Annotated in this window: 20 protein-coding genes, 1 tRNA gene and 1 pseudogene; 10 read left to right on the top strand and 12 right to left on the bottom strand. The window is 71.3% G+C overall.

Translation table 11 applies throughout. The features are described from left to right. The first annotated feature begins 29 nt into the window (after nt 1-29). The gene (locus tag ACSC1Q_RS21750; RefSeq protein WP_436760528.1) at nt 30-998 is read left to right on the top strand and encodes an LLM class F420-dependent oxidoreductase; all 969 of its coding nucleotides are present in this window, start codon (nt 30-32) and stop codon (nt 996-998) included. 192 nt (nt 999-1190) lie between these two features. Further along, nucleotides 1191-2339: an NAD(P)/FAD-dependent oxidoreductase gene (locus tag ACSC1Q_RS21745; protein ID WP_436760527.1), complete on the top strand. Its 1149-nt coding sequence runs from the start codon at nt 1191-1193 to the stop codon at nt 2337-2339. A 106-nt stretch (nt 2340-2445) separates the two neighbouring features. Here ACSC1Q_RS21745 and ACSC1Q_RS21740 read toward each other — a convergent pair whose 3' ends face one another. Genes ACSC1Q_RS21740 through ACSC1Q_RS21730 form a run of 3 tightly spaced genes read right to left on the bottom strand, consistent with a single transcriptional unit; the run spans nt 2446 to nt 5080 of the window. Then, nucleotides 2446-3285: a class II fructose-bisphosphate aldolase gene (locus tag ACSC1Q_RS21740; RefSeq protein ID WP_436760526.1), complete on the bottom strand. Its 840-nt coding sequence runs from the start codon at nt 3283-3285 to the stop codon at nt 2446-2448. After that, nucleotides 3285-4208, bottom strand: coding sequence for a 1-phosphofructokinase family hexose kinase (locus ACSC1Q_RS21735; protein WP_436760525.1), 924 nt, complete (start codon nt 4206-4208; stop codon nt 3285-3287). The genes ACSC1Q_RS21740 and ACSC1Q_RS21735 overlap by 1 nt, the downstream gene beginning before the upstream one ends. Nucleotides 4209-4210: 2 nt before the next feature. Beyond that, a complete protein-coding gene (locus ACSC1Q_RS21730; RefSeq protein WP_436760524.1) occupies nt 4211-5080 on the bottom strand; it encodes an SIS domain-containing protein in 870 nt (289 codons plus the stop codon). A 173-nt stretch (nt 5081-5253) separates the two neighbouring features. Between ACSC1Q_RS21730 and ACSC1Q_RS21725 the strand changes: the two genes are divergently transcribed. Beyond that, nucleotides 5254-6039, top strand: coding sequence for a DeoR/GlpR family DNA-binding transcription regulator (locus ACSC1Q_RS21725; protein WP_436760523.1), 786 nt, complete (start codon nt 5254-5256; stop codon nt 6037-6039). Between the two features lie 176 nt (nt 6040-6215). Here the strand turns inward: ACSC1Q_RS21725 and ACSC1Q_RS21720 are convergent, their stop codons facing one another. From ACSC1Q_RS21720 to ACSC1Q_RS21705, 4 genes are read right to left on the bottom strand one after another with little or no spacing between them, the layout of a single operon-like run. Further along, on the bottom strand, nt 6216-7028 hold the full coding sequence (locus ACSC1Q_RS21720; protein ID WP_436760522.1) for a carbohydrate ABC transporter permease: 813 nt from the start codon (nt 7026-7028) through the stop codon (nt 6216-6218). Beyond that, on the bottom strand, nt 7028-7201 hold the full coding sequence (locus ACSC1Q_RS21715) for a hypothetical protein (RefSeq protein ID WP_436760521.1): 174 nt from the start codon (nt 7199-7201) through the stop codon (nt 7028-7030). Before ACSC1Q_RS21715 ends, ACSC1Q_RS21720 begins: the two co-directional genes overlap by 1 nt. 52 nt (nt 7202-7253) lie before the next feature. Next, complete coding sequence (locus ACSC1Q_RS21710) at nt 7254-9428, bottom strand: extracellular solute-binding protein (RefSeq protein ID WP_436760520.1); 2175 nt, start codon at nt 9426-9428, stop codon at nt 7254-7256. Next, nucleotides 9425-9949, bottom strand: a complete 525-nt coding sequence (locus tag ACSC1Q_RS21705) for a carbohydrate kinase family protein (protein ID WP_436760519.1) — start codon at nt 9947-9949, stop codon at nt 9425-9427. The genes ACSC1Q_RS21710 and ACSC1Q_RS21705 overlap by 4 nt, the downstream gene beginning before the upstream one ends. A gap of 1059 nt (nt 9950-11008) precedes the next feature. Here ACSC1Q_RS21705 and ACSC1Q_RS21700 point away from each other — a divergent pair. Beyond that, nucleotides 11009-11419 (top strand): hypothetical protein, encoded by a 411-nt coding sequence (locus ACSC1Q_RS21700; RefSeq protein ID WP_436760518.1) that lies wholly within the window; start codon nt 11009-11011, stop codon nt 11417-11419. A 247-nt stretch (nt 11420-11666) separates the two neighbouring features. Here ACSC1Q_RS21700 and ACSC1Q_RS21695 read toward each other — a convergent pair whose 3' ends face one another. The 3 genes from ACSC1Q_RS21695 to ACSC1Q_RS21685 form a co-directional block, all read right to left on the bottom strand. Beyond that, nucleotides 11667-12293: a class I SAM-dependent methyltransferase gene (locus ACSC1Q_RS21695; protein ID WP_436760517.1), complete on the bottom strand. Its 627-nt coding sequence runs from the start codon at nt 12291-12293 to the stop codon at nt 11667-11669. A gap of 241 nt (nt 12294-12534) precedes the next feature. Beyond that, on the bottom strand, nt 12535-13206 hold the full coding sequence (locus tag ACSC1Q_RS21690; RefSeq protein ID WP_436760516.1) for a response regulator: 672 nt from the start codon (nt 13204-13206) through the stop codon (nt 12535-12537). Continuing rightward, nucleotides 13203-14669: a sensor histidine kinase gene (locus ACSC1Q_RS21685; protein ID WP_436760515.1), complete on the bottom strand. Its 1467-nt coding sequence runs from the start codon at nt 14667-14669 to the stop codon at nt 13203-13205. The genes ACSC1Q_RS21690 and ACSC1Q_RS21685 overlap by 4 nt, the downstream gene beginning before the upstream one ends. Nucleotides 14670-14926: 257 nt before the next feature. On the opposite strand from ACSC1Q_RS21685, the gene ACSC1Q_RS21680 reads away from it, so the two are divergent. From ACSC1Q_RS21680 to ACSC1Q_RS21665, 4 genes are read left to right on the top strand one after another with little or no spacing between them, the layout of a single operon-like run. Beyond that, entirely contained in the window at nt 14927-15979 is a 1053-nt protein-coding gene (locus tag ACSC1Q_RS21680; RefSeq protein ID WP_436760514.1) for an ABC transporter ATP-binding protein, read from the top strand. Further along, nucleotides 15976-17043 (top strand): ABC-2 membrane transporter-related protein, encoded by a 1068-nt coding sequence (locus tag ACSC1Q_RS21675; RefSeq protein WP_436760513.1) that lies wholly within the window; start codon nt 15976-15978, stop codon nt 17041-17043. The genes ACSC1Q_RS21680 and ACSC1Q_RS21675 overlap by 4 nt, the downstream gene beginning before the upstream one ends. Continuing rightward, nucleotides 17040-18467 carry a S41 family peptidase gene (locus ACSC1Q_RS21670; RefSeq protein ID WP_436760512.1) on the top strand — a complete coding sequence of 476 codons (1428 nt, stop codon included), beginning with the start codon at nt 17040-17042 and terminating at the stop codon, nt 18465-18467. The genes ACSC1Q_RS21675 and ACSC1Q_RS21670 overlap by 4 nt, the downstream gene beginning before the upstream one ends. Before the next feature lie 13 nt (nt 18468-18480). Further along, entirely contained in the window at nt 18481-19629 is a 1149-nt protein-coding gene (locus ACSC1Q_RS21665) for an alpha/beta hydrolase family protein (protein ID WP_436760511.1), read from the top strand. A 231-nt stretch (nt 19630-19860) separates the two neighbouring features. On the opposite strand, the gene ACSC1Q_RS21660 is transcribed toward ACSC1Q_RS21665, so the two are convergent. After that, nucleotides 19861-19932: transfer RNA gene (locus ACSC1Q_RS21660), tRNA-Arg, on the bottom strand. A 348-nt stretch (nt 19933-20280) separates the two neighbouring features. Further along, on the bottom strand, nt 20281-20700 hold the full coding sequence (locus ACSC1Q_RS21655; protein WP_436760510.1) for a C40 family peptidase: 420 nt from the start codon (nt 20698-20700) through the stop codon (nt 20281-20283). 932 nt (nt 20701-21632) lie between these two features. Here ACSC1Q_RS21655 and ACSC1Q_RS21650 point away from each other — a divergent pair. Next, nucleotides 21633-22634: a serine hydrolase domain-containing protein gene (locus ACSC1Q_RS21650; protein ID WP_436760509.1), complete on the top strand. Its 1002-nt coding sequence runs from the start codon at nt 21633-21635 to the stop codon at nt 22632-22634. A 339-nt stretch (nt 22635-22973) separates the two neighbouring features. Then, nucleotides 22974-23342: pseudogene (locus ACSC1Q_RS21645) on the top strand (response regulator transcription factor); the annotation flags it as partial.

Here is a 23342-nt window from a genome sequence, read left to right as displayed (position 1 = left end):
CTTCCGGGGAGCCGGGTAGGGGGCGGGGTATGGCAGCAAAGATCGGTTACACGATGATGTGCGAGCAGACGCCCGCCAGGCAGCTGGTCAAGGACGTCACCACCGCCGAGCGGGTCGGTTTCGACTACGCGGTCATCTCCGACCACTACTTCCCCTGGCTGGAGGAGATGGGCCACTCCCCGTACGCCTGGTCGGTGCTCGGCGCGGCGGCGCAGGCCACCCGGCGACTCCCCCTGATGACGTACGTGACGTGCCCGATCATGCGATACCACCCGGCCGTGGTGGCGCAGAAGGCGGCGACCATGGGCGTGCTGAGCGAGGGCCGCTTCACGCTGGGGCTGGGCGCCGGGGAGAACCTCAACGAGCACGTGACAGGCCAGGGCTGGCCCTCGGCCGACACCCGGCACGGGATGTTCCGCGAGGCCGTGCAGATCATCAGGGAACTGTTCGAGGGCGGGTACGTCACCTATCGCGGCGAGTTCTTCGACGTCGACTCGGCCAAGCTGTTCGACCTGCCCGACGAGCCCGTCCCGCTGGCGATCGCCGCCTCGGGCGGCCAGTCGGGGAGGATCGCCGCCGAGCACGGCGACGCGCTGGTCGCGGTCGACCCCGACTCGGACCTGGTACGCCTGTTCGCCGGGGAGGGCGGCACGGGCAAGCCCGTCTACGGCCAGCTCGCCATCTGCTACGACACCGACGTGGAGGCCGCCAGGGAGCGGGCACACCGGCTGTGGCGCTGGTCGCTGGCCGGGTGGAAGGTGATGGCCGAGCTTCCCGGACCCGTCAACTTCGCCGCCTCCGCCCAGACCGTGCGGCCCGAGGACGTCGCGGCCAAGGTGCCGTGCGGCCCCGACGTGGACGCCGTGGTGGAGGCGGTACGCGCCTACACCGACGCCGGTTTCACCCACGTCGCCCTGGTCCAGATCGGCCACGAGCACCAGGACTCCTTCTTCGACTGGTCGGAGAAGGAACTGCTCCCCGCCCTGAGCAACCTCTAGCCACCGCCCGGCGCGGGTCACGCGCCCGAGGTGAGTCACATGCCCGTCCGGGACAAGTCACAGGCACGTCCGGGACGAGTCACGGGAGGACCGGGAACACGACACACACCCGGGACGGCGGACCTCACCCGCCGCCCACGAGATCCACCGCGGCGGCGGTTCCCCCGGACTCACGGGGGAAGGCTCACCGGGGTGGATGACGTGTGGGATCTGGTGGTCGTCGGCGGCGGGCCCGCGGGGGCGGCGGCGGCCCTGCGCGCGAGACAGCTCAGGCCCGAGGCGCGGGTCCTGCTGCTCGACAGGGCCGACTTCCCCCGTGACAAGGCCTGTGGCGACGGCATCGCCGCCCACGGGCGCGACGAGCTCGCCCTGCTCGGCGTCCCCGACCTCATCGCCGACTACCGGCCGACACAGCGCCTGGCGGTGGTCTCCCCCGGTGGCGCGCGCGTCTCGGCCACCTCCGCCCGGCCCAACCACGTCGTCCCCCGCAAGGTCTTCGACGCCCGCCTAGTCGACGCCGCCCGCGCCCGGGGCGTCGAGGTCCGGCGCCACCAGGTCCGCGCGCTCGCCGTCCTCGGCGATCGCGTGGTTCTCGACGGCACCGTCACCGCCCGCGCCGTCGTCGCCGCGGACGGGGCCAACTCGACCGTACGGCGCCTCATCGGCATCTCCCCCTCCCCCGAGAGGCACACCGCGATCGCCGTGCGCGGCTACGCCGACGTGGACGCCGACGACGACGTCCAGTCGATCTTCATGCAGCGGGACGGGTGGCCCGCGTACGCGTGGTCGTTCCCGATCGGTGACGGCACCGCCAACGTCGGCTACGGCATGCTCCTGCCCCGGCTGCACGCCACCGGCCTGCCGGGGAAGGAGGTGCTGCACGGACGGCTCGCCGAGCTGCTGCCCCACGTGAGCGCCCGCGACCTGCGCGCCCACCACCTGCCGCTGTCCCCCGGCCGTCCGAGGCCGGGCTCCGGGCGGGTGATGCTCGCCGGTGACGCCGCCGGTCTCATCAACCCGCTCACGGGCGAGGGCATCTTCTACGCGCTGGTCTCCGGCCGGCTCGCCGGGGAGGCCGCCGTCCAGGCGGCGGGCGACCCGCTGCCCGCGTACCGGCGCGGGCTGGGAAAGGCCCTCGGGCGGCACCTGCGCACCACCGACGTGCTCGCCCTCGCCTCCCAGTCACCCGGCTTCATCGACGCCGCGATCGACACCGCCGCCCGCCGCAAGGAGGTGTTCGACCTGCTGGTCGACGTGGGACTCGGCGCGGGCACGGTGCCTGCGCCACTGGCCCTCGCCGTGCTCCGCCGCTGGCTCCTGAACACCGTCCGGCGACACTGACCACGCCCCCGGCGAATCGGCCACGCCACCCGGCCGGCACAGAGCGGGCACGGAGCGGGGCAGCTGGACAGCGGGGCGTCCGACCGCGTCCGGCGGTGCCGGGAGGTCAGTCCCGGCCGGAGACGACGCGGAGCAGGTGGGCGGCCTCGGCGGCCATGGCCTCCCTCGCGGCCTCCAGGCGAGCCCGGGGATCGGCGCCGGAGGGTTCGGCGGCGAAGGAGTCGCGGAGCGTCCCGCTGAACGCGACGTTCAGCGCGGTCCCGATGTTGATCTTCTTGATCCCGGCGGCGACGGCCCGGCGAAGCTCGTCGTCGGGCACGCCGGAGGAGCCGTGCAGGACCAGCGGGACGGAGGCCGGAAGCGCCGCGCGCAGCGCCGCGATCAGGCCGTGGTCGAGCCTGGCGCTGCGCGAGGTCATCGCGTGGGAGCTGCCCACCGCCACCGCGAGGGCGTCGACGCCGGTCGCGGCGACGAACGCGGCGGCCTCGGCGGGATCGGTGCGCGCGCCGGGCGCGTGCGCCCCGTCCTTCCCGCCCACCTCGCCCAGCTCGGCCTCCAGCCACAGCCCGTTCTCGTGCGCCCAGCGCGCCGCGGCCTCCGTCCTGGCGAGGTTGGTCTCGTACGGGTCCCGCGACGCGTCGTACATGACCGAGCCGAACCCCGCCTCGGCGGCCTCGTACAGGAGCGCGTCGCCGGTGACGTGGTCGAGGTGGAGGGCGACCGGCACCGGGGCGGCCTCCGCGAGGGCGCGCGCGGCGGCGGCGAGGGGGTGCGGGCGGCCGAGGCGGAACCGCACGGCGTTCTCGCTGATCTGGAGGATCACCGGAAGCCCCTCCCGCCCGGCGGCGACCACGACGGCCTCGGCGTGCTCCAGGGTGACGATGTTGAAGGCGCACGCCCCGCCGTGGGCGGAGGCGACGATCGAGGCTGTCGTGGCGAGCGGCATTACGTCTCCTGGGACAGGGCGAGGTAGGCGGCGGGGTCGACGGTTCCGGCGACGGGGGAGAGCACGGCGGCGGCCGACAGCGCGACCGCGTCCGCGAGGACGGCGGGCCAGTCGGTCGGGCCGGGACGGAGCAGCGCCCTGGCCAGCGCGGCCGCGGCGGCGTCCCCGGCGCCGGTGGGGTTGCCCGGCAGCCGCCGGGACGGGCGGGCGGACCAGCTGCCGCCCGGGGTGACGGCCAGCAGGCCGTCCGCTCCCCGGGAGACGACCACCGCGCCCGCGCCCGCGCCGAGCAGCCGCGACGCCGCCTCCTCCTCCGGGCCGGGGCCCGCGGCCCGTTCGAGTTCGGCGGCGTTCGGCTTGACGATGTCGGGCCCCGCCGCCACCCCGAGCCCGAGGGCCTCGCCGTCGGCGTCCAGCAGCACGCGTACGCCGAGCGCGCGGGCGTCCGTCACCAGCTCGGCGTACGCGCCGGGGGCGAGGCCGGGCGGCAGGCTCCCCGACAGCACGGCGACCCGGGCGTCCCGGCACAGCTCCAGGAACAGGGCGCGGAACTCCCGCCACTCCCCCGAAGTGACGGCCGGTCCCGGCTCGTTGAAGATCGTGGCGTCGCCGTCCGCGACCACGGTCACGGTCCGGCGGGAGTCGCCCGCCACCGGCGCGAAGCGGGCCGGGACGCCCGCCGCCGCGAGGTCCGCGGTGATCTCCGCACCGGTGCTCCCGCCCGCGAACCCGGTGGCGACGATCCCGGCTCCGAGATCGCCAAGCGTGCCAAGGGTCGTGAGAACGCGGGCGACGTTGACGCCCTTGCCCCCGGCGCGGCGGTGGACGGCGGTGACGCGGTGCGTGGCGTTCGGCACCAGCGCCTCCACCTCGTAGGTGACGTCCAGCGCGGCGTTGAGGGTGACGGTGACGATCTCGCCCATGACTACTGGAGGATCACCGAGCGGGTCAGGTTGCGCGGGCTGTCCGGGTCGAGGCCGCGCGAGCGGGCCAGCTCCACCGCGAGCCGCTGGGCCCGGATCAGGTCGGCGAGCGGGTCGAGGGCGGTGGCCGTGGTCAGGGCCCCGGTGCGGGCGACGTCGTCGAGCAGCTCCTCCTCGCCGCCGAAGAACCACACCAGGCTGTTCTCGTCGGCGATACTGATCGGCCCGTGCCGGTACTCCATCGCGGGGTACGCCTCCGACCAGGCCAGCGCGGCCTCCCTGAGCTTCAGGGCCGCCTCCTGGGCCAGGCCGTTGGTCCAGCCGCTGCCCAGGAAGGTGAACTGCCTCCGCGAGAGCGCCCCCTCGGGGAGCGGCGCGCTGAGCGCGGCCTCGGCCTGGGCCGCGAGGTCGGCCGGGGCCTCCCCGAGGTGCGCGCGGAGCAGGGCGAGCCCGCTGGTGGCGAACCGGGTCTGCACCACGGAGCGCTCTTCGGCGAACTCCAGCGCGATCACCGTCCCGGCCAGGCCGGTCACCGGGGTCGCGGGGTCGGCGGTGACGGCGACCGTCGGGACGTCTCCGGCCGCTTCGAGGGCGTGCAGCACCTCCGTCGTGGTCCCGGACCTGGTGATCGCCACCAGCCGGTCGTAGCGGCGCGCGGGCAGCTCGGAGGCGGGGAACGCGTCGGTCTCCCCCTGCCCCGACCGCTCGCGCAGGACCGCGTAGGCCTGCGCCATGTAGAGCGAGGTGCCACAGCCGATCACCGCGACGCGCTCCCCCGCCTCCGGCAGGCCCGCCGGGTTCGCCGCGCCGAGATCCAGCGCCTGCCGCCAGCACGCGGGCTGGCCGGCGATCTCCCGCAGGACGTACGTCACGTGCGCCTCCTCGTGAATGCTTATTTATGCTTGCAACATGCCATATTTGAGCATGTATGAGCAATAGCAATTGTTTCAATGCTCGATACGCTTCGCGGAGCGACACGGGCAGGACAGGCGGGACCAGGCGGGACCAGGCGGGAACGCACGGGGACGGCGAGGAGGAAGCTCTCATGACGAGCCACGACCGGTGGAACGCGCTGCTCGCGATCCTGGCGAGGGACGGCAAGGTCGAGGTGGACGCCGTGGCCGGTGAGCTGGGGGTGTCGGCGGCCACCATCCGCCGCGACCTCGACCACCTCGACCGCCAGCAGATGCTGACCAGGACCCGTGGCGGCGCGGTCGTCAACGCGATCTCCTACGACCTGCCGCTGCAGTACAAGGCCGCGCGGCACGCGCCGGAGAAGCACCGGATCGCCACGGCCGCGGCGGCGCTGGTGTCGGCGGGCGCGGTCGTCGGGCTGAACGGCGGCACCACGACCACCGAGGTCGCCCGCTCTCTGGCGACGAGCGCCGACCTGCACCGGCAGGGCGGCGAGCCGAGCCTCACCCTGGTCACCAACGCGCTCAACATCGCCAACGAGCTCGTCGTGCGCAGGCACGTCAAGCTGGTGGTCGTCGGCGGCGTCGCCATGCCCGCGTCGTACGAGCTGATCGGGCCGCTCGCGGACGGCGTGCTGCGGGAGGTCTCGCTCGACATCGCGATCCTCGGCGTGGACGCGCTCGACCCGGAGCGGGGCGCCTTCGCCCACCACGAGGGCGAGGCCGGGATCAACCGGCTGATGGCCTCCCGCGCCGGCCGGGTGGTCGTCGTGGCCGACTCCTCCAAGCTCGGCATGCGGGCGTTCGCCAGGATCTGCCCCTGCGACGACATCGACGTCCTCGTCACCGACGGCGACGCCCCCGCCGTGACGGTCCGGCGCTTCACGGACGCCGGGGTCGAGGTCGTCCAGGCCTGAGGCTCCCGTGGCGGCCGGCCCTCGCCGGGTGCCGGGGTCGTCCGGGCCAGAGGGGTCTTTCGCCGAGGTCTTCCGGCCCGGCCGAGGCCTCCGGGGTCACCCCGTGATGCCGCCGGAGGACCTCCAGGTGCTCCGGAACACCCGGAGGGCTTCGGGGCTCCGGGTACTCCAAAAACTCACCCCTTGAGGCCGCTGAACGACATGGTGGCGATGAAGTGCCGCTGGGCCAGGACGAAGGCGGCGATGAGCGGGAAGACCGCGACGACGTTGCCCGCCATCAGCGCCGACCACTCGGTGTGCCGGGCGCCCGCGAACGTGGACAGGCCCATCTGCAGCGTGTACGTCTCCTCCGAGCTGATCGAGATGAGCGGCCAGATCAGGTCGTTCCACGCGCCGAGCAGGGTGAAGACGACCAGCGCGGCCAGGGCGGGCCTGGCCAGCGGGAGCACGATCCTGAAGAACACCCCCAGCTGCGAGCAGCCGTCGATCCTGGCCGCCTCCTCCAGCTCGCGCGGCAGCGACAGGAAGAACTGGCGCATCAGGAAGACGCCGAACGCCGAGGCGAGCCAGGGCACGAAGGCCGCGCCCAGGGTGTCGATCAGGCCTAGGCTGCGGAACATCATGAACGTCGGGATCATCAGCACCTGCGCCGGGATCATGATCGTCGCCATGATCGCGGTGAAGCCGATCGCGCGCCCGGGGAACTTGAGCCGGGCGAAGCCGTACCCGGCCAGGGAGCACAGGACCACGTGCCCGGCGACCGCGACCGCCGAGACGACGACGGTGTTGAGCAGCCAGCGCGGATAGTCGTCCTCGGTGAAGATCCGGGCGAACCCGTCGAGGCTGAACTCCGAGGGCCACAGCGTGGGGGGATACCGGTTGATCTCGGCGTCCGGCATGAACGCGGTCAGCGTCATCCACAGCAGGGGCGCCACGAAGACGAGCGCGGTGGGCGCGAGGATCAGGTGGGCGAGCCAGGGGCGTTTCATCAGGCCTCCGCGCGGCGGGTGTACCAGAGGGCCACGGCGGACGCGGCCAGCGTGACCACGAACAGGCCGTAGGCGACGGCCGCCCCGCGCCCGCGCGCCCACCCGGGCCATCGCCACCGTCCCGGCGCGGGCGTCACGCATCGGCCCGCCCCGTCGCGGCGGAGGACCGGCACGACCACCTCGAACCCCGCGCCCTTGGAACCGTGAGCCCCGCCCCGGCCGGGCTCACCGGGACTTCTCCAGGATCCGGTCGCTCTCCCCGGCCGCCGTCGCCAGCGCCTCGGCCGCCGGGGTCCCGCCGACGAGCACGCTCGCGACCGCGTCGCCGACCTTCTCCGACAGCTCCGGATAGGCCTGTACGGCGGGACGTGCCTGCTTGGCGTTGTCCAGGTTGTCGGTGAAGACGTTCACCTCGGGGAACTCCTCGGTGAACCTCTTGTAGGCGGGCAGCGCCATGGTGGCCTTGCGGAGCGGCAGGTTGCCGAGCCCGAGGCTCCAGCGGGCGTCCTGCTCGGGCCGGGTGAGCCAGGTCAGGAAGGCGGCCGCGGCCTTGGCCCGCCGGTCGCCGTTGTCGAAGACGACCCAGTTGTCGGGACCGGCGACGGTCTCGTGGTTGCCCGCGTGGCCGGGCAGGACCTGCACGCCGTACGAGACCTTGTGCTCGATGATGTCGAACAGCGCCCACGGCCCCGCGACGATCATCCCGACCTTGCCGCTCTGGAAGAGGGGCAGGAACTTCTCCCCGTTCTGGTCGAGATAGACGGACTTGTCCTGACGGGCCATCGCGCCCCACAGGTCGAGCGCCTGGACGGCCTGCGGGGTGTTGAAGGCCGCCTTCCTCCCGTCCTGCGACAGGATGCTCCCGCCCTGCTGCCAGAGGTGCGGCCAGAACCGCCACACGGTGTCCTCGCCCCCGGCGACCGGGTAGGCGGTGCCGTACACCCCGTCGCGGGTCAACTCGGCCGCGGCGGCGCGGAAGTCGTCCCAGGTCCAGTCGGCCGAGGGGTAGGGCACCCCGGCGGCGTCGAAGAGCTTCTTGTTGTAGATCACCGCGAGGTTGTCGACGACCGCCGGGATCCCGACGACCTTGCCGTCCACCTCGGACACGGCCCGCTCGGGCGGCCAGAAGTCGTCCCAGCCGAACGCCGGGTCCTTCACCGTCGGGGCCAGGTCGTACACCTGCGGGCTCTTGGCCAGGTGCGCCATCCACGACCCGTACATGCAGGCGATGTCGGGCGCCTTGCCCCCGGCCAGCGCGGCCTGGACCTTCTGCAGCATGTCGTCGACGTTGGTGGTGCCGACGGCGGCGACGATCTTGACGTCGGGGTGGGCGGCGTTGTACTCCGCTGTCAGCTTCTTCAGCACCTCGACGACGCAGCCGTCCGGCAGGTTGGAGATCAGCCCCCTGTTCACCACGTTGCCGTGGATCACCCGGGGTGTCCCCGTCGCGATGCTGTGCACGATCTGCGGGGCGTACTCCATGGTGGCCTCGACCTCCAGGGACCTGCCCGCCCGCAGGGCGTCCCTGGTCGCCTCGTAGCGGCGCACGTTCTCCTCGCTGATGCCGAGGTAGGCGTTCACCGGGACGCGCAGCCGCTCCACCTCGGCCTGGTCGCGCAGGTACCACGGCACGTACTCGGAGGAGTGCTCGCTGGTCTCGGTCGGGTAGTAGCCGAGCCGCCGGTACATGTCGACGCGCACCCGGCGCAGCAGCTCCGGATCGCGGGCGACGGCCTCGTCGAGCCTCGGGTAGAGGTCCTCGCCCCCGGACTCGAAGCGCAGCATCCACGCCTGGTGGTTGACCCCCGCCGCGAGGTAGTTCACCTTCTCGAACGGCACGCCGACCAGCCCGGCCAGGTCGTGCGCGGTCCAGAAGACCGAGTGGCACAGTCCCACGACGTTGCGGACCGGCGTCGCCGCGGCCAGGTACCAGACGTTCATGGCCATCGGGTTGGTGTAGTTGAGCAGCCAGGCGTCCGGGCAGACCTCGGCGATGTCCCTGCCGATCCCCTCCAGCACCGGGAACGTACGCAGCGCCCGGAAGATCCCGCCGACCCCGATGGTGTCGGCGATCGTCTGGCGCAGGCCGTAACGGGCGGGGATCTCGAAGTCGATCCGGGTCGCGTCGATCATGCCGACCTGGATGATGTTGACGACGAAGTCGGCGCCCTCAAGGGCGCGCCGCCGCTCCAGGTGCGCGGAGATCTTCGCCGTCCTCCCGCCCGGCCTCGTCCCCGTCCCCGCGATGACCCGGGCGGCCGCCTCGGCGGTGTCGAGCCGCTCGGGGTGGATGTCGTGCAGGGCGATCTCCAGGCCGTCCAGGTCCGGGAAGGCGAACAGGTCGGCCAGCAGGCCCTGGGTGAACTCGACGCTGCCCGCGCCGAGGAATGTGATCTTCATGGGAAGTGAACCTCGTCCCAGCCGGGCTGGGCGGCCGTGCCGCCCGCCGCGCGAGTGGATAGGGAGCCGCAGGCCGCGGCCACGCGCATGCTCGCCCGCAACGTCAGGCCACGCAGCCTGGCGGCGAGGAGGCCCGCGTTGAAACTGTCACCGGCGCCCACCGTGTCGACCGGGTCGGCGGGCGGCGCACCGACGTGCACCAGTCCGCCATCGGCCCAGCTCAGAGTACCCGCGGCCCCGTTCTTGACAACCGGCAGCGGCCCAAGCCCGGCGAGCGCCTCCACCGCCCTCTCCAGGGCATCCGCCCCCGGGACATCTCGGGCCGGGGAAACCACGGCTCCCGCGGCGGCGATGGCCAGCGCCTCGGCGGCGTTGGGCAGCAGGACGTCGGTGACGGCCAGGACCTCGTCCAGGCCGAGCCATCTCCCCTCGGGGTCGTCGTTCGTGTCGAGCGACGTGGTGGCCCCCGCGCGCCTCACCCGCCCGAAGAACGCGGGCAGGCCTCCGGATCGAGCCTCCACCTCGGGGCGTCGGACGCGCGTACCCGGCCCTGGCCCCGGTCGTGAGCGGGGACGGGGGCGGTCACCGGGGCGGGGACGGGGGCGGTCAGGAAATCCGGGGCGGCGGGAAGGGCCGGGGAGACGGTGGCTCGGAGACGCATGTGACTCCTCTGAACGGAGTTCGGACTCATGGTGGCCTGCGCACTGTTCCGCACTCTCCGCCAACGCCCTCGCCACGGGCGCCGGAGTGACAAGGCCCATAACCGTAGGACTCATGCCAGCACGCGAGGTTCGTCCCCTCCTCTCGTTTCGTCACAGAATTGCGCGCTTGTGCACGAAAAGCGACCATTTCAATCATTAAAAATCGGTCACATGGCCATCACCACCCAGGAACAGCCACTCGACGATCCCGATGGGGGTGCCGGTGAGCAACGTGTCACGAGCCCCCGAGCGGCGTCGGTGCCGATGTGGTCGAGATCCGAAAACCGGCGGCGGTGCGCGCGACCAAACCGCCGTCCAAGTCGTTCGCCGACGTGACGCCCAAGGTGCCGGTAGGCCTCCCGATGGCAGCGACGCACCGGCCCGCGATCACGCGACCGAGGAGACCGGGCGGAGTCGTCGTTCTGCCGGGCCTCGGACGTTCGTCCGTCCGCGGCTTCGGCGTCCGGGCCATCACCCGGGCCCGGGATTGGACCGGCCGGTCACCTCGCGGTCGAATCCGGGTGACGAGCCGGTCTTCGACGACCCGCGGGTAAGCCTCGCCGACGCCACACGCGGGCAGCCGGCCCTTGCCTCCCTACCTCGAAAAAATGGCCGTTGTCTCCTGAGCGCGGTTGACGCAATTGTGCAAGGACCTGTGCGCACACGGTCAACCAGACGGCCCGAGAATCCTCGATACTCCTTTACAGAGTCCGAGTTACTCATCCGGATCATCGATTCTCACACAAGGGGCGGCGCGGCCCATGTGACAGCCGCCTCGATGACCGGCCTCGCGGCCTTCCCGGCCCCCTGTGCGCGCAGGGGCCTCACGAAACGCCCAGGTTCCATATGACAACGGTTCATCCTGGAAAGGATCAACAAGTGATCACTCGTCGAATCAGCGCCATCGCGCTCGCGGCAGTGTGCGCCACTGTGCCGCTGACCACCCTTTCCGCGTCCGCGGCCCAGGCCGGCACCGGCGGCACGGCAGCAGCTCGCGGCCCGGTGAAGTGTGTGCCGATCAGCAACAACGAACTGTGCGCGCGCGGCATCACCGGCAGTCCGGGCGGTTACAACGTGGCCTATTACAAGAACGAGGGCGCCACGTTCAAGGGACGATTCTTCCTGATGTGCTTAAACGGTTTCCAGAAAAACGACAACGGCGCCTTCACCATCGCGGCGGGCCAGGTGAGAAGCTTCGTCTTCGCGGTCGGCAACCAGGGGTCATGCCGGGTGCGAATGCAGGACATCACCAACGGCGGGTTCTACTACAGCCCTTACGTGGTTCCCTGAGAATCGGCGAACCGCGATCTGTTCCCAGAACGCCGATAGATCGTCGGGTCGAAGAGCCGCCGGATATCACCTCCTTTAGGGGACGGCGATATCCGGCGGCCTGTTCACAGGCTTCGGGCGGCTCCTGTCCCACCGCAGGCTCATGACCCGTTCCCGCACCCGGTTGACGTGTTCCTCCGGAACACCTCGACCACGTCATCGGACGAGCGGCGGCCTTGCGATCACGCTGCGACGGGGTGCCGTCGGCTCACGGCTTGACGGCCAGTACCCGGAAGCTGACGCCGCGCGTCATCCGGGACACCGACTCGATCCGGAAACCGGCCCGCTCAAGGAACGGCCGGGGATCGCGGGTGAGATAGTCGGCCTCGAACCGTACGAACACCGGCTCCACCAGCCGCATCCCGGCCCGGATGACCGGGTTGCTCGACGGCCCGTGCTCGGCCAGCACGAACCGCCCGCCCGGCTTGAGCACGCGATAAGCCTCTCGCGCCGCGGCGGCCGGGTCCGGGATGGTGCACATCGTGAACGTGGACAGCACGGTGTCCGCGAGGCCGTCGGGCAACTCCAGGCGCTGCACGTCGCCCTGCCGCACCTCCACCCGCTCCCCCAGGCCCTCCCGCGCCACCCGCCGCCGCGCCAGTTCCAGCATCCGCTCGGACAGCTCGATCCCGACCACCTCGACGTCGGCGTCGTACAGCGGCAGGTTGAGCCCGGTGCCGACCGCGATCTCCACGGTACGGCCGCGCGCCTGCCCGACGGCCCACTCCCGGCTCCCCGGGAACAGGCGCCGCTCCCAGACCCGCATCTGGTCGTCGTACCGATCCGCCATCCGGTCGAACACCCGCCGAACGTCGGCGTCCGTGGTAACACGCATCGAGCACCCCTTCGGAAACGGAAACCCCGCGAAATCACTTCACCGCCATGAGACGGGTAAAGATTGTCCTTACCGAGGCGACGACCGCCCCGCCGTCGTCCCGCCGAGTCCAGCCGAGCCCCCGGCCGCCCCTCGTCACACCCTGCCGCGTCGGCCGGATGCTCGGTGTCCGTGTAACGAACCGCCCCCCGGTACCGTTCCGGAATCCGACGACCACTCAAGCCCCGGAAGGTCTCATCCGTCAGCCGGTGCCGCCGGGAGAGATCAGGCCGGTCTCGTAGGCGACCACCACCGCCTGGACACGGTCACGCAGGCCGAGCTTGGACAGGATGCGCGCGACGTGGGTCTTCACCGTGGCCACGCTGAGGTTCAGCTGGTCGGCGAGTTCGGTGTTGCTCAGGCCGGTGGCGAGCATGCGCAACACGTCCAGTTCCCGGGGCGTCAGCCGGGACAGATCACGGTGGAGGGTGGGGCTCACGTTGTCGCGGCGGGCGAAACGCTCGACCAGGCGGCGGGTGATGGTGGGCGCGAGCAGGGCGTCGCCGGAGCGCACCAGACGCACCGCGGCCACCAGGTGTTCGGGGGTGACGTCCTTGAGCAGGAACCCGCTCGCCCCCGCGGCGAGCGCGGCGTACACGTAGTGGTCGAGGTCGTAAGTGGTCAGGATCAGCACACGGGTGTCCTCGGCGCCGCCCGCGAGGATCCGCCGGGTGGCTTCGAGGCCGTCCATCCGAGGCATCCGGATGTCCATGAGCACGACGTCGGGCCTGGTACGGCGGACCGCGGCGACGGCCTCCTCCCCGTCGGCGGCCTCGGCCGCCACCTCGATGCCGTCGGCGGCGAGGATCATGCGGAATCCGGTGCGTACCAGAGCCTGGTCGTCGACGATGACGGCGCGCAACGGCTCGGTCATGACGTCCTCCACGGGACGCGGGCCATGATCCGGAATCCGCCCCCGGCCGTCCGTCCGGCGTCCAGGGTCCCGCCGTAGACGGCGAGCCGCTCGCGCAACCCGATCAGCCCCCTGCCGTCGCCGGATCGCGGCCCGGCGCTCCGTGCCCCGCCGGTGTCGGTCACCTCGATCTCCAGCCGGTCGCCGTCATGGCCGATCGTCACGAACGCGGCGGCCCCGGCCGCGTGCTTGATCGTGTTGGTGAGGGCCTCCTGCACGACGCGGTAGGCGGCGAGGTCGATCCCGGGAGGCAGCGGCCCGGGTGGCGACACCTCGACGCTCACCGGCACGCCGGCGGCGCGGACCCGTTCCACCAGGGCGTCGAGCTGGTCGAGGCCGGGCTGGGGTTCGAGCCCGTCGGAGGGCCCGTCGAGACGCTCGCCGCCCGGACCGGCGAGCAGGCCCATGACGTTGCGCAGTTCGGCCATGGCGGCCCGGCCGCCGGACTCGATCGCGAGCAGGGCCTGCTTCGACTGTTCCGGCTCCACGTCCATGACCTTGCGCGCCGCCCCGGCCTGGATCACCATCACGCTGACATTGTGGGTCACCACGTCGTGCAGTTCGGCGGCGATCCGGGAGCGCTCCTCCGCGACGGCCCTGCGCATGGCGTCCTCCTGCGCCTGCTGCAGCTCGGCGAGCCGGTACCGGCTGGCTCCCAGCTGTCGCCGCCAGACACGGACGAAGCTCCCGAAGACGCCGGCGCTCAGCAGGACGACGAACGGCCCCATCCAACTCGGCAACCCGGGCGCGACGTCCCGGAAGGCGCTACCGGCGAGCCCGGCCGCGCACACGAGACCCCCCATCGCCAGGACGCGGTGACGGCTGTGGACGACGGCACCGTACGCGGCGACAGCGCAGGCCAGCACGGTGATCCAGGTCGCGGCGTCGTGGGTGGCCCGCGCCGCCAGCAGCACCACCCAGAAGGCGATGAGCGGGTACCGGCGCCGCACCGCCAGCGGCAGTGTCGTCAGCGCCACCAGGAACACGGGCGGATCGTCGTAGCGCGGGTACCGGACCTGCACGATGCCGGACGGGTCGTCGGACAGGACGCCGGGAGGTGGCGGGTGGCCGGGCGAGGAATCATGAGCATCCGGCATATCTGGCAGGTCGGGTATATCCGGGAGATCGGGAATCGGCGATAGGGGCGGGACGGTGGGCCGGAGCCGCAAGTACTCGATCACTTCGGGCTGACCCGCGACAGAGCCGGTCACCGGATACCTCACCGACACGGTCACCGCGACGACCGTCAGGACGAGCGCGACCACCGCGTCGGCGGCGAGTGCTCCGCGAGACGGCCGCGGGGGTCCGTCGCCCCTCGACCCCGGCGTGTCCCGGACGCCGCGCCGGTCCGGCCGGTCCTCGTCCAGCCGGCCGTCCAGGTCGAGCACATGCCGCCACCACGGCGGTCGTTCACCGGTTTCCACCGGCACATTGTCACGCCTGCCCGTCCCTCCCACATCGGCCGTCGTGACGAGACCCACGGTCTCGGGGAGTACATCGCGGGGATGACCTGGCGGCCCCTCGTCCTCGGGAGGTACGCGATCTCGGCATGACGGCCGACGCGCACCGGCAAGGGCGGTGCCTAGTTTCGTTCCCGCCATCACACCGCTCCGGAGCCGCGACCTCGACCGCCGCGAAGCGTCGAGGCGCTGTTCACGATCACCTATCAGGAGGACATAGCGTGACCGCTGTCCTGGAAGCCCAGGGACTGGGCAGGAAGTACGGCAGACGCTGGGCGCTGCGCGAGTGCACCGTCGACATCCCGGCGGGCCACGTCGTCGGGCTGGTGGGCCCCAACGGAGCCGGAAAGACCACGTTGCTGAAGCTGGCCTGCGGCCAGCTGGAACCGACCTCGGGCGACATCACCGTGCTGGGCGGGCGGCCCGGGGGCACGCCCGCCCAGCTGGCGAGGGTCGGGTTCGTCGCCCAGGACACCCCCGTCTACGCGGGACTCACCGTCGCCGAACACCTGCGACTGGGCGCCCGCCTCAACCCCCGCTGGGACAGCGCCATGGCACAAGAGCGCATCGCGCGGCTCGACCTCGCCCTCACCCAGCGGGCGGGCAAGTTGTCCGGCGGCCAGCGCGCCCAGCTCGCCCTCACCCTCGGCCTGGCCAAACGCCCCGAACTGCTGATCCTCGACGAACCGGTCGCCGCGCTCGACCCGCTCGCCCGCCGCGAGTTCCTGCGGGGGCTGATGGAGGCCACCGTCGAGCACGAGCTGAGCGTGCTGCTCTCCTCCCACCTGGTCTCCGACCTGGAACGGGTCTGCGACTACGTGATCGTGCTGGTCGACTCCCGCGTCCAGGTCGCCGGGGAGGTCGACAAGCTGCTGTCCACCCATCACCGCCTCACCGGCCCGCACCGTGATCCCGACCGGCTCCCCGGCCTGCACCATGACCCCGACCACCTCACCGATCCGCGCCGCGCCCCCGACCGGCTCCCCGGCCTGCGCCATGACCCCGACCACCTCACCGGCCCGCGCCATGACCCCGACCGGCTCACCGACCGCCTCACCGATCCGCGCCGCGACCCCGACCGGCTCCCCGCCGACCAGCACGTGGTCTCCGCGCGCCACACCGACCGGCAGAGCACGTACGTGGTCCGCACCGACACCCCGATCCTCGACCCCGCCTGGACGGTCAGCCGGCTCGGCCTGGAGGACCTCGTCCTGGCCTACATGGAGAAGCGCACCGCCGAGAACCGGCGACCCGCCCTGGAGGTGCGGCGATGATCTGGCTGACCTGGCGCCAGTTCCGCGGCTCGGCAACGATGACGGCCGGCGTCCTCGTGGTCCTCGTCACCACCCTGGCCCTGACCGGCCCGGACCTGGCCTCCGACTACGCTGCCGGGATCGCTGGCTGCACCCCGGACAACACCTGCCTCGACTTCTTCGACCGCTTCTTCGGCGAGTACGACCTCCTCTTCCTCGCCCTCACCCTCGTCGTGCTGCTCCTGCCCGCCCTCGTCGGGCTCTTCTGGGGAACGCCGCTGATCACGCGGGAGCTGGAGGCGGGCACGCACCTGCTGGTGTGGAACCAGAGCATCACCCGCGGCCGCTGGCTGGCGGTCAAACTCGGCCTCACCGGCGTGGTGGCCGTCACCGCCGCCTGCCTGTGCGGCCTCGCGGTGACCTGGTGGTCCGCCCCCCTGGACAGGTCGGCCGTTCCGGAAATGGCGCAGATGGCTCCCCTGGTGTTCAGTGCGCGCGGCATCGCCCCGATGGGGTATGCGGCCTTCGCCTTCGTCCTCGGGGTGACCGTGGGCATGCTGGTACGCCGCACGCTGCCCGCGATGGCCCTCACCCTGGCCGTCTTCGCCGCGATCCAGATCGCCATGCCGCTGCTCGTCCGGCCCCACCTGATGCCCCCGGTCGCCGGGACCTTCGAGCTGAGCCGGGAGAACATGGACGGCCTCGGCGCGCCACAGGGCGGATCCCTGCAAGTCTTCCTGAGGACGTCGGCCGTTCCCGGCCACGCGGGCGCCTGGGTCCTGTCCAGCAAGCTGGTCGATCCGTCCGGACGTACGACCTCCAGCGGAGACGGGAGCTCGGGACCGTCGTCGACGATCGTGCGGGCCGTCCCGGTCTCCACGACGTCAGGACCCTGCTCACCGCAGGGACTACTCGCGGGGGGATGCGTAGCCGAGATCAACCGGCTTGGTTACCGGCAGCAGGCGACCTACCAGCCCCTGGAACGCTTCTGGCCCTTCCAGTGGATCGAGACCGGCATCTACGCCCTGCTCACCACCGCTCTCACCTGGTTCTGCTTCTGGTGGGCCCGAAGGCGCCTGTCATGACCACCACCAGGACCGTGGCCAGGACCGCCGCCGGGCTCGCCCTCCTGCTGGCGGCGGCCTGCACCACACCGGTGCCGCCACGCATCCAGGCAGGCACAGCGGGCCCGGCGGTCTGCGCCCCTCCCCAAGGACCACCCGGCGCGGAGAAGCCCACCACGATCGACGTCATCGAACAGGCCTACCGCTGCATCCTCGGCACCTACTACAGCGGTGCCACCCTCGACACCCGCCCACTACTGAGCGCCGGATTCGCCGCCCTGACCCAAGAACTCAACCGCACCGGACACGACGTACCCGAAGCGACCATGCCCGCCCTGAGCGGCGACCGCGCAACCGACTGGACCGCCTTCGAAACCGTCTACAGGAAGGTCACCGACCAGGTCCCCCACCTACGCGACCACCTCGCCGACGTCACCCTGGAAGCCATCGTGGCCGCCCTCGACGACAACCACGCCCGCTGGACACACGACGTCAAACGACCCCCCGACTACTACGACGGCGACGGATACGGCCTGGGCCTCGAAGCGAACGTCACCGGCCTCCAAGCCGACGCCAACCCCGGCACCGCCCTCCCCCCGCTGTTCGTCACCACCGTGCACGGCGGCGCCGCCCAAACCGCCCGCCTACGCCCAGGTGACCTCATCGAAGCGATCAACGGATCAGCGCCCTTCATCGGCGGGAAAGCCACTCCTGCGATCGCCGCCCTCTACCCCGAGTATCCGGAAGCACGGCCGGTGCGACTGCGGCTGCTGCGACAAGCCACCGGCCGCCGCTGGAGTGTGACGCTCACACCCGGCCTGTTCCAACGCGACCTGACCACCCTGCAAGTGGTGCAATCGAAGCTGCTGGACGACGACATCGCCTACGTACGGATGACCGGCTTCGCCCCCGACTCCGCCAACCGGGCCCTCAAGGCCATCGCCCGGCTACGCACCGGCCGCACCCTGTCCGGCGTGGTGCTGGACCTGCGCGGCAACGGCGGCGGCAGCCCCACCGAGGCGATCCGGCTGCTGAGCGCCTTCGCCCACGGCAAGAACACCGCCTACCAATGCACCGTGGACGGCACCTGCCAGGCCATGCGCACCGACGACACCGTCGAACTCCTCGGCCTGCCACTGGCGGTACTCACCGACCGCGGCTGCGCCTCGGCCTGCGAACACTTCACCTCCGCGATCAAAGACCTGCGCGCCGGACACCTCGTCGGCACCAGAACCGCCGGACTCATCTCCGGCCCCGCCCAGCCATACCTGCTCGCCGACAACACCCTCCTGAGCTTCCCCGACAAACACCACCTCGGACCCGACCGCGAGGTGATCGACAAGATCGGCGTGCCCCCCGACCACCACGTCCCCCTGACCCCCAAGGACGCGGCCACCGGACACGACCCCGCACTGGCCAAAGCCCTGACCCTACTGCGGACGTGAAAGGAACCCCTCCATGAGACAACTCCTGGCGGCCGTCGCGGGACTGGCCGTTCTCGCCACGTCCGCCTGCTCCGCACCCGCACCACCCAGAGCCGACGCTCCGCAGACCACACCGACCGGCCCCATCACCCTGCCCGCCCCCACCGGACCCGATCCGGTCGGCACCACCGTCCTGCACCTGACCGACACCTCCCGCCCCGACCCCTGGAACCCCGACGCCGACGCCAGGCAGCTCAAGGTCACCCTGTGGTACCCGACCAAGCAGCGCGAGGGGGATCGCGCGCCCTACATGACGGCCGAGGAAGCGAAGCTCCTCCTGAAAGACTCCGGGATCTCGACCGCGCCGTACGACACGCTGAGCAGGACACGAACCAACGCCATCCAGGACGCCGATCCCTCAGGGCGCGAGCTTCCGCTGGTGGTGCTCTCCCCCGGCTTCACCAAACCGATGAGCACCCTCACCTCCCTGGCCGAGGACCTGGCCAGCCGAGGGTACGTGGTGGCCGGGATCGACCACACCCACGAAAGCTACGCCACCACCCTGTCCGACGGACGAATCGCCGAATGCCTCGCCTGCGACAGCGACACCGATCCCGGCTTCGGCGCCGGGCTGGTCCAGGGCCGGGCCGCCGACGTCTCCTTCGTCCTCGACCAGCTGACCTCCGAATGGAAGCGTTCCTACCTGATCGATCGCGAAAGGATCGCGATGGTCGGCCAGTCGATCGGCGGGGCCGCCGCCCTGGCGACCATGGTGAAGGACCCCCGGATCCGCGCCGGGATCGACATGGACGGCACCGGCTATGCCCGCATCCCCAAGAGCGGACTCCCTCGGCCGTTCATGTTCCTCGGCTCGCGGGAGCATGTCCCGGGCGGCCGCGACACCTCCTGGGACCGCGACTGGAAGCTGCTGACCGGGTGGAAGCGATGGCTCGTCCTGACGGACGCCGAACACCAGTCCTTCACCGACATCCCGCTGCTGGCGGACGTCCTCGGGATCGAACCTCTCCCTGGCATGCTGCCAGCGGCCCGTGGCGCCGAGCTCACCCGCACGTACGTGGCGGCCTTCCTCGACCGGCACCTGAAATCGCGGCCGCAGCCCCTCCTGGAGGGACCGTCACCGCGCTACCCCGAAGCCAGGTTCTGCCTCGCGACCTGCGGCTGATCATGAGACCCCGTACATCCCGAAACCGCCGGAAGATGTCGAAGGCCGCCAGAAGGATAAGAGCGGCGGCCATCAGACTCCAACCAGATCCATGATCGGTGTGTGTCCAGTACGCGATCATGGACGCCCCCTTCCATCGAGGTCACAGGGGAAACGGGGTGGCATATCCCGGAACGCAGAAGGACCCGCGTTTCCGCGGGTCCCAGCGCATCTTGCGATGCCGATCGAGAGTGCCCCCTGCAAGATTCGAACTTGCGCTCCCGGCTCCGGAGGCCGGTGCTCTATCCCCTGAGCTAAGGGGGCCAACGCGTGATTACATTACCAGCATCCTGAGGGAAACCGACACTCGGTTAGGGAAGCGAGTGATCTCCGGAGCAGGGCCGGGGACAACAGGAGGAACAAGGGTGAAAGGTCATCAAGACGGCCGGGCGTCGGCGGCGCGGCACGAGCCTGCGCCGCGCCGGACCGGGCGCCGCCTGACAGGGTCGAGACGGCGCCAGGTGAGGCAGGACAAGGCGGGTCAGCGCTGGGCAGGACGGGTCAGTCCAAGGTGAGGCCGGTCAACGGGGGGCGGGTCAGCAAGGCGAGACGGACCAACGCTAGGTGAGGCGAGCCAGCGGGGCGGAGCGGGTCAGCGGAGGGTGGGGCGGGTCAGCGAGGAGTGGGGCGGACCGCGCCTCGATAGCGGGAGAGGTAGTAGGGGGAGGCGGCGAAGTCGGCCGTCCTGACGACGTCGCCGGTCTTGGGGGCGTGGACCATGACGCCGTCCTTGACGTAGACGCCCACGTGAGTGGGGTCTCCGGTGCCTCCGCCGAAGAAGACCAGGTCTCCCGGGCGGAGCCGGGAGAAGGGCACTCGACGGCCCTGTTTGAACTGGGTGCCGGTGTAATGGGTGAGCCTGGCCCCGGCCTTGGCCCAGGCGTGCAGGGCGAGCCCCGAGCAGTCGAAGCCCCCGCCGGTCGGGCCCGCGCTCGAACCGCCGCCCCACACGTATGGCCTGCCGACCTGGCGGAGTGCCGCGTCGGCCGCGATCCGGCCTCGCAGGGCCAGGGCGCCTTCGCGCGAGGACACTCCCCTCCCTCGTGATGTTGCCGCCCGCCCACCGGAGAGGGCTCTTCCTCGGGAGGACGTCTTCCCCGAGGATGACGCCCTCCCGAGGTTGGAGGGCGCTTTCCGCCCCTCCGAGGGGCGCTGGGACCACTTGGCGCCCGCCCGCGAGGACTCCGGCCCGGAGAAGGCCCGGGGATCTCTCCGCTCCGCTGAAGAGGACGAGCCGACCCACACATCCGGGGTGTCCGAAGGATCCACCGGCCTTCCTGTCTCCAGAGGCCACACCTGCCTTCCCATCTCCAGGGGCCATATCGGCCTTCCCGTCTTCGGATCGGAAGGGTCACGCACCCACTCGGCATCCGCTCCCGAGAGCCCCGCCGACCATTCGCCGACCGGACCCAGAGGCGGGGTCGGCGCCACCCCAGGAATCGGGGCCGAGCCCGGGAAGGAGCCTCGTGGGGACGTCGTCGATCGGCCGCCGTTCGAGTCCGAAGAGGACAGGAGCCGTGACTCGCAGGCGGCGGCGAGGGCGGCGCGGATCTCCTTCGGCAACCAGTGAGGGGTGCCGTCAGGCGGGGCTGCCGGAGAGAGGGAGAGGAGGCGGCCCCAGGCGTCACAGGCTTCCGGGGAGAGACGGGGCACGGGGAACTGGGAACTTCCCGCGACGGCCGCCGAGAGGATGGTGACGGTGACGAGTGTCGTGATCACGCAAGCCCTCCTTGGGCTCGATGAAGGATCGAGGCCCCAGGATCGGCGGGGGAAGGTGATCACCAACGGGCCGAATCGGGTTCTGTGAATAACCCCGCGGAATGGCACCTCCCTGTGGACAACCGCGAGTACTCACGTCCAGTGAGGGAACCGCCCCAAGGGCACGGGCAGGCTGCCCCTGGAACGCTCGGTCGTCTCAGCCATGCATGATTGCCGTCTAGATGTACGTCAACTAGGGTTGACGCATGGACGACAGGCGGCCAGCAGACTCGTACGGTGACGAGAAACTCGCGGTGCGGCTCCGTGATCTCGTGGGCGACCGGCACCCTGTGATCGCGGTCGCGATGGTCTCGCCCCAAGGGACGACGGTGACAAGCGTGGGTGTGCCCCTGAGCGCGGATTTCGAGATCGGCTCGATCTCGAAGGGGGTCACGGGCCTCCTCTACGCCGACGCGCTCGCACGCGGAGAGATCCGTACGACGTCGACCCTGGGCGAGTTCCTGCGGCTCGACGGGACAGCGGCGGCGGGGGTGACGCTGGCGTCGGTCAGCACGCACCGTTCGGGGTTGCCGGGGCTGCCCAGGTCGGCGGAACCGTGGCGGCGGACCCTCGCGCTGTGGCGGCACGGGACGAATCCCTACGGTGAGAATCTTGAGCAGCTCCTCGCCCAGGCACAGGGGGTGAGGATCGGGAAACCGCGGGCCCGATACTCCAACTTCGGGTTCGAGCTGCTCGGCCACGCGATCGCGCGAGCGGCCGGGACGAGTTACCGCGATCTCGTCCACAGGCGGATCGCCGAACCCTTGGGACTCGGCGTGTTCTACACGCCTTCGAATCCGGACGAGCTGCTGCCCGGCGCGCTCGTCGGCAGGAGCAGGTCGGGGCGGGTACGGCAGCCGTGGACGGGTGAGGCTCTCGGACCGGCGGGCGGCATCCGGGCGTCGATCGAGGACATGGCTCGCCTGGCGTCCGCCCTGCTCGACGGCACGGCCCCCGGCATCGCGGCCCTCGATCCCGTGGCGAACCTCTCCGGGCCGGGGGTGCGCATCGGCGCCGCGTGGATCACCGTCGAGGTGAAGAAGCGTTCCATCACCTGGCACAACGGCGGCACCGGCGGTTTCCGTACGTGGCTCGGGATCGACCGCGCGGCGGGTACCGGTGTGGTCGTCATGTCGGCGACCTCGGTCTCGGTGGACCGTCACGGGCTCGCCCTGCTGGCCCGGCTCACCGAGGAGGAGGGCCGATGATCACCGGGCGCCGGCCGCCCTGGCCGCCGCAGCCGGTGACCGTGATCGGTGACCATGACCAATGACAGTGACCAACGACCAACGACCAACGACTGTAACCAGTGGCCGGTGGTCGCAGCCGCCGTGGCCGCCGGTGTCCGGGACCTCTCGCCTCTCACCCCTCTCCCTCTGTACCTCTCCGGCCGCCTTCCCGCCTCTCCCGCGGCGGGTTCACCGAGCCCCGAGTTCTCGGGGAAAAGCGGGAAACATCTGTCACCCCTGAACAGCTGTGCGTACACATCCTCGGAAACCCGCACGGGGGCGAGGGAGAGGAGTTAGCCTCACGCCGTGGGAGAGGTTCTGGGCAGGGTTCTGGTAGTGGATGACGACGACGTCATCCGGCAGCTCATCGCGGTCAACCTGACCCTGGAGGGGTTTCAGGTGGATACGGCCTCCGACGGGCAGGATTGCCTGGATCGGGTGCTGGACGTGATGCCCGACGTCATCACGCTGGACGTCATGATGCCCAGACTGGACGGCTGGATGACCGCCACCAGGCTGCGCAACGACGAGGGGACCAGCCACATCAAGGTGGTCCTGATCACCGCGCGGGCACAGGAGGACGACAAGCGGCGGGGCCTGGGGATCGGGGTCGACGCCTACCTCACGAAACCCTTCGACCCGGCGGAGCTGATCCAGGTCGTCCGCGAGCTGGCCCTGACCGCGCGC

Origin of the sequence: Streptosporangium heterodermiicola, assembly GCF_051390675.1 — a bacterium.
Classification (GTDB): domain Bacteria; phylum Actinomycetota; class Actinomycetes; order Streptosporangiales; family Streptosporangiaceae; genus Streptosporangium.
The sequence above is the reverse complement of the archived record's forward strand: the minus strand, read 5'-3'. Positions and strand labels throughout refer to the sequence as shown.

Excerpts from the sequence above, each read along its gene's own strand:
- ACSC1Q_RS21750 (WP_436760528.1), top strand. The coding sequence starts at position 30 with ATGGCAGCAAAGATCGGTTACACGATGATGTGCGAGCAGACGCCCGCC.
- ACSC1Q_RS21740 (WP_436760526.1), bottom strand. The coding sequence starts at position 3,285 with ATGCCGCTCGCCACGACAGCCTCGATCGTCGCCTCCGCCCACGGCGGG.
- ACSC1Q_RS21735 (WP_436760525.1), bottom strand. The coding sequence starts at position 4,208 with ATGGGCGAGATCGTCACCGTCACCCTCAACGCCGCGCTGGACGTCACC.
- ACSC1Q_RS21725 (WP_436760523.1), top strand. The coding sequence starts at position 5,254 with ATGACGAGCCACGACCGGTGGAACGCGCTGCTCGCGATCCTGGCGAGG.
- ACSC1Q_RS21720 (WP_436760522.1), bottom strand. The coding sequence starts at position 7,028 with ATGAAACGCCCCTGGCTCGCCCACCTGATCCTCGCGCCCACCGCGCTC.
- ACSC1Q_RS21710 (WP_436760520.1), bottom strand. The coding sequence starts at position 9,428 with ATGAAGATCACATTCCTCGGCGCGGGCAGCGTCGAGTTCACCCAGGGC.
- ACSC1Q_RS21695 (WP_436760517.1), bottom strand. The coding sequence starts at position 12,293 with ATGCGTGTTACCACGGACGCCGACGTTCGGCGGGTGTTCGACCGGATG.
- ACSC1Q_RS21690 (WP_436760516.1), bottom strand. The coding sequence starts at position 13,206 with ATGACCGAGCCGTTGCGCGCCGTCATCGTCGACGACCAGGCTCTGGTA.
- ACSC1Q_RS21675 (WP_436760513.1), top strand. The coding sequence starts at position 15,976 with ATGATCTGGCTGACCTGGCGCCAGTTCCGCGGCTCGGCAACGATGACG.
- ACSC1Q_RS21670 (WP_436760512.1), top strand. The coding sequence starts at position 17,040 with ATGACCACCACCAGGACCGTGGCCAGGACCGCCGCCGGGCTCGCCCTC.
- ACSC1Q_RS21665 (WP_436760511.1), top strand. The coding sequence starts at position 18,481 with ATGAGACAACTCCTGGCGGCCGTCGCGGGACTGGCCGTTCTCGCCACG.
- ACSC1Q_RS21650 (WP_436760509.1), top strand. The coding sequence starts at position 21,633 with ATGGACGACAGGCGGCCAGCAGACTCGTACGGTGACGAGAAACTCGCG.